The 238-nt window shown below is 68.5% G+C and carries 1 protein-coding gene; it reads right to left on the reverse strand.

The genetic code is table 11. The features are described from left to right. On the reverse strand, positions 1–238 hold a 238-nt coding region (locus tag KZZ07_RS27410; RefSeq protein ID WP_219520202.1), incomplete at both ends, for an efflux RND transporter permease subunit.

Genomic DNA, 238 nt, shown 5'->3' on the forward strand with positions numbered 1-238 from the left:
CGTGATGTTGCGGATCGTGGCGAGGTCGCGGCGGTACGCCGAGGCCAGGCGCACGCGCATCGCGAAGTGCCGATCCGAGCCATACTCGTACACGTCACCCGCGGTCTGACCGCCGATCGCGGCCTGAACCGTGGTGTTCACATCCCCGGGCGCCAGCCCGTACCGGGCCGCCTTCTCGCGATCGACGGTGATGCGGACCGTCGGCTGACCCAGTGAGGTGAAGATCGCCAAGTCGGTG

It is taken from the genome of Mameliella sp. CS4, from assembly GCF_019392335.1.
Lineage (GTDB): Bacteria > Pseudomonadota > Alphaproteobacteria > Rhodobacterales > Rhodobacteraceae > Antarctobacter.